This window comes from Pseudozobellia sp. WGM2, from assembly GCF_017810075.1.
Taxonomy (GTDB): Bacteria; Bacteroidota; Bacteroidia; order Flavobacteriales; family Flavobacteriaceae; genus JADNYK01.
The window spans coordinates 1-9,219 of sequence record NZ_JADNYK010000014.1 but is presented as its reverse complement, the minus strand read 5'-3'; the positions used below and the strand labels follow the sequence as shown (position 1 = coordinate 9,219).

At 35.6% G+C, this 9,219-nt stretch carries 9 protein-coding genes; 4 read left to right on the top strand and 5 right to left on the bottom strand.

Features of this window, described 5'->3' with window-relative positions; all coding sequences use genetic code 11:
- Positions 1–367 (top strand): hypothetical protein (locus tag IV512_RS19450; protein ID WP_209406390.1); only part of this gene is annotated, 367 nt, incomplete at its 5' end.
- A 397-nt stretch (positions 368–764) separates the two neighbouring features.
- Here the strand turns inward: IV512_RS19450 and IV512_RS19445 are convergent.
- The 3 genes from IV512_RS19445 to IV512_RS19435 all read right to left on the bottom strand — a co-directional run bounded on the left by IV512_RS19445 (position 765) and on the right by IV512_RS19435 (position 2,754).
- Positions 765–1,580 (bottom strand): prohibitin family protein, encoded by an 816-nt coding sequence (locus IV512_RS19445; protein WP_209406388.1) that lies wholly within the window; start codon positions 1,578–1,580, stop codon positions 765–767.
- Positions 1,581–1,670: 90 nt separating this feature from the next.
- On the bottom strand, positions 1,671–2,009 hold the full coding sequence (locus IV512_RS19440) for a cupin domain-containing protein (protein WP_209406386.1): 339 nt from the start codon (positions 2,007–2,009) through the stop codon (positions 1,671–1,673).
- 205 nt (positions 2,010–2,214) lie between these two features.
- On the bottom strand, positions 2,215–2,754 hold the full coding sequence (locus IV512_RS19435; protein ID WP_245224978.1) for an AraC family transcriptional regulator: 540 nt from the start codon (positions 2,752–2,754) through the stop codon (positions 2,215–2,217).
- Between the two features lie 523 nt (positions 2,755–3,277).
- Between IV512_RS19435 and IV512_RS19430 the strand changes: the two genes are divergently transcribed.
- From IV512_RS19430 to IV512_RS19420, 3 genes are all read left to right on the top strand, one after another.
- The gene (locus IV512_RS19430) at positions 3,278–3,445 is read left to right on the top strand and encodes a hypothetical protein (RefSeq protein ID WP_209406382.1); all 168 of its coding nucleotides are present in this window, start codon (positions 3,278–3,280) and stop codon (positions 3,443–3,445) included.
- A 379-nt stretch (positions 3,446–3,824) separates the two neighbouring features.
- Positions 3,825–4,676 carry a mechanosensitive ion channel family protein gene (locus IV512_RS19425; RefSeq protein WP_209406381.1) on the top strand — a complete coding sequence of 284 codons (852 nt, stop codon included), beginning with the start codon at positions 3,825–3,827 and terminating at the stop codon, positions 4,674–4,676.
- A gap of 222 nt (positions 4,677–4,898) precedes the next feature.
- Positions 4,899–6,050, top strand: coding sequence for a N(5)-(carboxyethyl)ornithine synthase (locus tag IV512_RS19420; protein ID WP_209406379.1), 1,152 nt, complete (start codon positions 4,899–4,901; stop codon positions 6,048–6,050).
- A gap of 918 nt (positions 6,051–6,968) precedes the next feature.
- On the opposite strand, the gene IV512_RS19415 is transcribed toward IV512_RS19420, so the two are convergent.
- Entirely contained in the window at positions 6,969–7,160 is a 192-nt protein-coding gene (locus tag IV512_RS19415) for a cold-shock protein (protein WP_100869579.1), read from the bottom strand.
- Positions 7,161–7,245: 85 nt separating this feature from the next.
- The gene (locus tag IV512_RS19410; protein ID WP_209406377.1) at positions 7,246–8,226 is read right to left on the bottom strand and encodes an acyl-CoA desaturase; all 981 of its coding nucleotides are present in this window, start codon (positions 8,224–8,226) and stop codon (positions 7,246–7,248) included.
- Positions 8,227–9,219 lie beyond the last annotated feature (993 nt).

The window sequence follows — 9,219 nt, the reverse complement described above, 5'->3', positions numbered from 1 at the left end:
CATCAACAAGCTTGTTGAAAAAGACGGGAACAAGCTCGAAAACTTATGGACAGGACATTTGATGGAAAGGGGAATGTACGACAGGGTCGCCTTTATGCTGACAAGGGAAAACGTGTACCCCAACCTTCATACCAATATTGTACGGCACCACATGGATAACGGACTTCGCAAAACCGTTCTAGGAGCCATGGAAAGAAAATCTAGCATACAACAAATACGTATGCTCAGAAAGGGCGTTTACGCCATCAGTTCATTATTGGGTGGTAGCGGCAAGAAAACCGAAGAAGTTTACAACGGGTTCAAGGATGAATTTACTGATTTTATGAAATTCAAAAGGAAGGGCATGGGTATGGGGCTTTCATTCTAGATTTTGTAATAAATTCTTAACCTTCTTAAATATTGTTTTTACAAGACTTCGTGACTGTAGTATGTTTTGGTTGGGGATGTCGGAGCTAACCTCTTTCAAATTATGTTGAACTTTAAATGAATATAATGCGTCGTGGCCAGTAACTATCTATTTCCTTTTCAGAATATAGTTCATAGCCCTCTCCAGTGATATCGGTTTTGGACAAGTTTTAATTGAATGAAAGGGCATTGCGCCTTGTCAAAATCAAAAGCTAAGTAAAATGGTTGAATAGATAATTGTGTATTAACTGGTAATGTTAGCAGATATTAAATCAGAAAAAAGGATGTTTTAATTTGTCTGGTTTTTATGCTTTATTAAAGTGATTTTGACTTTTCTTCCATCACACCAAACAAAAATATCAATTGTTGCCCAATATCAAGGGCAATCCAGAATCGCCGCTACCAACTATAACTACTTTTGAGTTAGGCGACTTCGCCAGTTCCAATGTTGCATCGATACCCTTGTCCTGTAAAATCTTATCGGTCAAAGAGGCACTCAAAATTCTATTCGCATCCGCCTTTCCTCGTGCTTCAATGGTCACTTTTTCGGCTTCCTTTTTGGCTGTGACCAAACGAAACTCGTATTCTAAGGACTCTTGCTCTTGTTTTAGCTTACGCTCGATAGCTTCCTTGATAGTACCTGGCAAAGTGACGTCCCTTACCAATATTTCATTGAGCTGAATATACTGCCCGTCAACGATTTTTTTGGTTTCTTCATAAATCTCGGCCTGTATCGCATCTCGCTTACTCGAATACAATTGCTCCGGTGTATACCGCCCGACAACACTTCTTGCCGCTGATCGTATTGTAGGCAATAGTACACGTTGAATGTATTCCGATCCTTTTTCTTGGTGTAGCTTTCCTAGAAATTCCCGCTTTGGTTCGAACCAAGCAGAGGCGTCCAGTTTAATTTCCAATCCGTTGGATGAAAGAACCTGCATTTTTTCAAAAACCTCCTGTTGTCTGACTTCATAAATAAAAACCTTGTTCCAGGGTGCTATAATGTGAAAACCCTCGTCCATAGGTAGCTCGTCGGTCACAACGCCCCCACTAAAAGTTTTGTATAGCACGCCGGCTTGTCCCGAATCGATTGTTACGGCAGATTTTGTAATTAATATAACCAGTAAAATAATTGCGATTATCGCAGGTATAGCAATTTTGGGTAATTTATCCATAATATTTTATTTTAAATTAATGCTGTTAGTTCTATTAATAGTGATGCTCCCATTATCGTTATTACTTCATTTTGTCTTTTACTAATGACACTATTCATAACCACTTTTAATAATGGTTGAAATCATTTTGAAGCGTTCATTGGCCTTGATGGTATTTTGCGAATTTGCCGGAATGATAATGGACTGACCCGTTTCCAAAGTCTGCGAACTGTTGTCGATAATGATTTCTGCACGTCCTTCAATAATCTGGATAAACCTATCGAAAGGCGATATTTTTTCAGTTATATTCTCGCCCGTATCAACGGAAACGGCAGTTACATTACCGGTCGTTTTTTTTATGATAGTTTTTATGACCACCGCATTAGGGACATATTCGATGATTTCTACGACTATAAAAGCTTTTGAGTTTTCAACTTCTGTATTTTCCATTTCTAAAATTTCAAGGATGTAGTGTTTCAAGACATTTTATACTTTCCAAGAAAGCTAAAGTCAAAGTTGATGGTATTACACCGATAATGTATTACATTGGAAAGATGGAGAGTTATAGTATTCCCACATTTATTGTATTGATACACATATAAAAAAACTTTCGAGTCTCACTGAAATACTCTTATGAGAAGATTTTAATTATAGATTATAAATCCTCTAAATTTCCAAAGCGCTTCTTTTTCAGTTTTTTATAATATGATGGAGTGAGCCCCGTAATTTTTTTAAACTGATTCGATAAGTGTGCGACGCTACTATAATTTAGCTTATATGATATTTCCGTGAGATTTAATTCATTGTATAGTAAGAGTTCTTTTACCCGTTCTATTTTGTTTATAATGATGAACTGCTGAATAGTGATTCCTTTTACCTCGGAAAATGTATTGGCCAAGTACGTATAGTCATAACCCAATTTTTCGGCGATGTAATCCGAGTAGTTCACTTTGGGTAATTCATCTGAATAATGGACCATTTCAATGATTACGGCCTTGATTTTTTCAATCATGATTTTCCGCTTATCACCTAGTAATACCAGACCGTAGGCCTTCAGGTTGTTACGTAGATGTTCTCGTTGAAGATCTGTGATGTTTTCCAAGATCTCGATAGTTCCAAGGTCTACGTTGACATAATGAAGACCAAGTTTTTGCAGTTCTTGTTTAACCACCATCTTGCAGCGCAAACTAACCATGTATTTTATATATAAGAGCATTGAGATTTTGAATGAGTTGTTCTTAAACAAATGAGTCGATGAAACTATTAAAATTTGATTCACATAACTCTTTCTTTATATCAAATAAGGAACTAGGCAACTATGTGGTACCTTGCACGAGGTACATATAAGAGGCAATGCAGAATAAAAATAGAGAATCAGCTTACTAAAAAGATTATTGTTCTGACCTTCGCCCTTCAAATAGCGTTCTTAGTAATATACGATAATTTGTTAGAAACATCACTCCTCTTAAACTATTGGCACAAAGAAACCCACAACTGAATTTGAGGTGTATTATAATTTTTAACGGTTCCGCATTGGGTATTTAAAAATTGAATAACTAGCAATACGTTAGGCCGCGCAATTTCTCAAAGGGAGAGAGGCAAAACCTGAGAAATCTGTAACTTTAACAATTGGTTATGTAACAAATTTTCAGTGTTTCTATTGCACCTTTGGCTAGGGAAATTTTTAATTCTAGAGCCCTCTAGATAAAAAGATAGATATGGATTTAATGAAAAAGAAACATGTGCTGTACGAAATTCTTGAAAAATTAAAAATTTTTCTTAGGCCGTTTTATGATAACGGTAATTCGCTTACGACAGAAGAAGGTATTCACTCAAAGATTTATGAGCCCACTTACGCCAAATCTAAAAATTTTAAAGGTAAATAAGTGAAAGAAACCATACTCTAAAAGAGATAATATAAATGATGGTTAGTGCTTTCAGATTCTTTTGCAAGCTTGAGAAAGAGCAGTAACTACAAACGACTGCTCTTTTTTTATCAATTTAAATGCATGCTTTACAAGCATATCTATGGGAGTAGAACAAGAAATTTAAATTCATTATATCAATTTTCTAGCCTAAAATTAGCTGCACTTAAGACCCAATTCATCATTGACTAATTTTTATTGGGTATCTAAATATGAATTCCAATTCTGGTTTACATTTAAATTCATCCGATGTATACTGGCAATACATACTAGTAAATAGCTCCAAACTGTTTCAAATAATATCTGCTATAGTATTTGCTTTATACTAGCTTAAATAAGAATGGAAAAATTAAATCAAATTTTGGAATTTGAAATCATCACTTTTGGTTCCTATACACTAAAAGTTGTTCAAGTAGTCAGTATTTTACTCATCATAATCGTTACTAAAGCCATACTGTGGGTTATTAAGAAAGCGTTTTTCCGAAAAAATAAATTTAGTAAAATTGATACCGGAAGTACCTACGCCCTATTAAAGATTATTAAATATGTAGTTTGGGTACTGGCCATTGCGTTGGTCTTAGAATCTATTGGGATTAAGGTTACTCTACTATTGGCAGGTTCGGCGGCATTATTGGTGGGTATCGGTTTGGGCTTGCAACAGACGTTCAATGATGTAATCTCGGGCATCATTTTACTTTCGGAACGATCCATAGAAGTGGGAGATGTTTTAGAGATTGATAGTGATGTCGTAATAATTGAAAGTATAGGTCTAAGGACTTCCAAGGCGATGAACAGGGATGACATTTCTATTATCATTCCAAATTCATTGATAACCACTAGTAAAGTAATTAATTGGAGCCATCAATCGCATCAAACCCGTTTTAAAATTGATGTTGGTGTAGCTTATGGCAGTGATGTTGACCTTGTGATTAAAACTTTAGAGGAAAGTGCGTTTGAACATTCTGAAATACACAACAAGAAATCAATCGAAGCTCGGTTGTTAAATTTTGGCAGCTCATCATTAGATTTTAAGCTTTTATTCTTTAGTGCAAATATTTTTAGAATTGGAAAAATGAAAAGTGATATTCGAAGAATAATAAATAAAAAATTTACTGAAAATAATATAGTAATTGCGTTTCCTCAAATGGATTTGCATTTTAAGTCCGAAAGCAGCGAAAGAGAAGAAAATTAAAAGGCTTGACAGCCTTGAGATATTATGGTGTATTTGGCGTCAACTATCTCTTCGCCCAACTTAGTGAATTATTCATGTTTTCTGTTGCAAAGTCTTCTTTTGATTCATGAAACGCTATCTGCAATTTAATGTCTGATTCCTTGAGGGTAAACGGTCTAATGGTGATTTTGATCTCACGCTTTACTTATGTTATTAAGCTATAATTCGTTTAAATTTAAAAATATGGGCTTGATGAAAATGGGCGTTATTGGAACTTCAAAAAAAGAAGATGAAAAGCGAGTGCCTATCCATCCAGAACATCTGAAAAGACTTCCAAGGCGCATTCGTAAACAACTTGTTTTTGAGAAAGGTTATGGGGAGCGTTTTAATGTCTCAAATAAAGAAATTATCGAATTAAGCGGTGGGATAGCCACTCGTAGTGAAATCTTAACGGACATTGGTTCTGTAATTATTGCAAAACCTATTTTATCAGATTTACAAGAGCTTAAAGAAGGTGGTGTTATATGGGGTTATCCTCATTGTGCGCAACAAATTGACATCACACAAGCAGCTATTGATAAAAAATTGACTTTGATTGCTTTTGAAGATATGTATGTGTGGACTCCCAGTGGTCAAATGGGAAGACATACTTTTTATAAGAATAATGAAATGGCCGGGTATTGCGCAGTCATTCACGCACTTCAATTAAAAGGAATAGATGGTCACTATGGAAACCAGCGAAAAGTGATTATTTTTAGTTTTGGTGCAGTAAGTCGAGGTGCCATTTATGCCTTAAAGGCCCATGGTTTTAGAGATATTACTATCTGCATTCAAAGACCGGACCACGAAGTAAGGGAAGAGGTGTTAGATGTGCATTATACTAGAATTAGAAAAGGTAACAAAAGTGAACCTCGATTGATTGTCATTGAACATGATGGTTCAGAGCGACCGCTATTGGATTTGATACATGAATCTGACATAATAATCAATGGAACCTATCAAGATACCGACAACCCTATTGACTATGTTAAAGCTGATGAAAAGTCCATGCTTAAACCTGGTACTTTAATTGTAGATGTTAGTTGTGATGAAGGTATGGGGTTTTATTTTGCTAAACCTACAACTTTTAAAAACCCGATCATAGCCATTGACAAAATTGATTATTATGCGGTAGACCATACACCAAGTTATTTTTGGGAAAGTGCTTCCAGATCTATCTCCGCAGCATTAATTGTGCACCTGCCATCTGTCATATACGGGCGTGAAAGTTGGAACGAAAACAAAACCATTGAAAATGCTATAAATATCGATAATGGAATCATCGTAAAAAATACTATTCTCAGCTTCCAGAAACGTAACAGGGACTATCCGCATGAAGTATCTATTCAATTATAAAAATATAAACTAAAAACGATCCCAATGTCTAAAGAAAAAGAAGGAAAGAAAAAATCAGGCAAAACCGAGGCCTCTAGCACACCCAAAGAAAAAAAGGCGGCCAAAAGGGCAAAGAGGGATGAAAGAAAAAGGTCGGAGTAAAAATAGAAACCGTCAATTTCATTTCTCAATTATAAGTGATTTTAGGCTATCATGTTGGCTTAAGGGATGCGTTGATTCTTATGGCCAAGGCTATATAGTGCAGTATCTAAAAGTTGACCGTGGTGGAGAAAAACTGTGCTGAATAGTGAAAAAAAAAGAGGGCGAAAGCCCTCTTTAACACTACTAGTCTCTAAGAAAACCGTATCAGTTTTAAGCCTATATGTCTCCGATGATTTTTCCAACTTTCGTGACGTGTTAATAGTTTTTCAATACTGATGCTTTTTTCTTGTATTCCTTTCTTTATCTGCTTCATTAATCCTTTTCAATTTAATTATTTGTGATGGGTGCAATACGCTCCCTTACCTACACATTTTACAAGGTGCAAAGATAGTTGAAACATTGCACTATAGGGTAAGGTTTAACATGATACTAAGACAATTAAATGGTTTGATTATCAACTCTTTAAATGCCCATAGGGTTAAAATCGGTTCGCCTGCTCAAGAAAGGCTTTTTCTTTTTTATAAGGTCTATTCCTTGATGCCGTGAGATGGCCAATAAGGTCATTATAGACTATAGCATTGTTCGCATACCAATCTATGGGTAAACTATTGATATTCAGGTTCAATTGCCCGCCATTACATTTTACAGTTTATTTTCAACTATTAGTTGGCAATAATCAAGATTTAATTTTGGTACTGACAAAAACAACAACAAGCATAACATAAAATGCCATCTTTAAAAGATGGCATTTTTAATGGTACGAAACTAAGACGTTTTTTAGGCCAATTCTACATTTACCGCGCTCATTCCCTTTTGCCCTTTTTCCACAGTGAATTTAACGTTGTCATTTTCATGAATTTCATCAATAAGGCCGCTTTGGTGAACAAAGACATCCTCATCGGAATCTGTAGGTTTGATAAAACCAAAACCTTTGGCACTGTTGAAAAATTTGACTGTTCCTTCTTTCATTATTTTATCTTTATTGTTTACTATTTTACTCAATATTTGTTTTATTATGGTCATTATGTAATCTTTTATTATTTGTATTGTACCACTACCGTATTGGAAGGGTGTGTATTCCCAACCTACGCAAAGTGCCAATGTGATCTCTTATGGCGGCCGCGAATGTCCGTTTTGTATTATACGGCATCCCATATTCCCTAGCGGTCTGAGCTACGATACCCGATATTTGTTTATAATGTATGTGACAGATATTGGGTAGCAAGTGATGTTCTATTTGATAGTTCAAGCCTCCGATCAACCAAGAAAAGAACCTGCTTTTGGGAGCAAAATTCGTAGTGGTGGCCAATTGGTGTGCGAACCAATTGCCCTCGATCACGCCATTTTGATTCGGTAGAGGAAAATCAGTGCTAGGCATTATATGCGCTACTTGAAATACAATACTGATAAGTAGTCCTGTAACAAAGTGCATACTAAAGAAGGCCAAAATGATTATATACGGTGCAATCGGTACCATTAAAATAGGTATGATTAAAGCATAAGAGTAGTATAATAGTTTCCAGCCTACAATTTTAATAAGTTGATTTCTGAACTCATCTTTTTTGTTCAAGAATCCCATTTTTCTGTAACGGACAAGTCTGATGAAATCTTTAGCAGTAATCCATGAAACCGTTGACAGGCCATAAAAAAACCATATATACCAATGTTGAAACCTATGCAGACGATTTTTTTTAGAGTGTGGTGAAAAACGAAGGAAAAAAGGGGCGTTTATATCATCATCAGCTCCTTGAATATTGGTATAGGTATGGTGCAGTACATTATGTTGAATTTTCCATACCGTGGCGTTCGCACCTATCAGATTCATAGTGTACCCCAAGTATCTGTTTATTTTTTGATTTTTGGAGTACGAACCATGAATGGCATCGTGCATGATACCCATTCCAATCCCCGCCATTCCGATTCCACTAGTTATGTATAAAGCAAAAAGTAGCCATGGGGTTGTTACAACACCAATATTTATGAGAATTAGGGGAATGAAGAACAAGACTAACATCAGCATGGTCTTAACCACCATACTCTTGTTCGCATGTTTGCTTATATTGTTCGTTTTGAAATAATGGTTGACCCTATTTCTTAGTGTTCTGGAGAAATCAGTACTTCTTCTTTCTGAAAATTTTGGATTTTTGATATTATATATTTCGTTAATTCCTTACTTACAATGTAATTAAAGAATGATGGAGGCCTAAATAGGTTTAGGCCGGTTTAAGTTCATTCTTTCTAAATACAATTGAATGTTCAAACCAGTGCCGCTAACTTATGTTCGGCCTTGAATAATTTTTGCACTATTGCTGAAAAAGGGAGCTGGAGAAGAAAATTGAATCTGGGAAGACAAAACTAATCGGAGCTTTCCGAATTTTAACAAAACAAAGATACCAGTTATTTGAGCGTTATTCCCCAATTATATGTTAAATGCTGATATTCAGTATTTTGGCGTTTAAAATAGGTTGGTGGATAAAAGCTGGAGGAGGCTGAAATAGTAGTGTGTCGATGTTTCTCTATGCCTTATAAAAAGATCGTTTTCTACGATTCTTTTTATAAATCATAAAGCTTATCCTCCAAGTGTTCCATTCTTGGTTTCTTTAATTCATATTTGACGGGACTAAAACCTTCAAAAATATATTTGAGTTCCCACCCAGAATTTTACGCCCTATCGGGCGCTTTTTGTGGATAGGGGGAAGGAAGAGAAGAGTGAATTCTTTGTAGGATAGCGCAAAAAATGTGCACAAGGCTGAATTTGCCGAACTCCGTGAGGCCCAGTTAATTTAATTTAACTAAAATGTGTTAAACCGTTTTAATTGAAAAGGAAAAAGACATCCTTTTTGTTTTGTGTCACACATTTAATTTATGGCTATTAAAAGGATTCTGACCTGTGAGACTAACAATGTTAGATTAAAAAAGACCCAAATTGTGGATCAATCTCAAAAGTTGTGTGCGGATTGATATAGGAGTCCGATCTTTGCGTAAAAACGACCGACCTTGGAATTATCTACGGACCTATTGAAGCTTA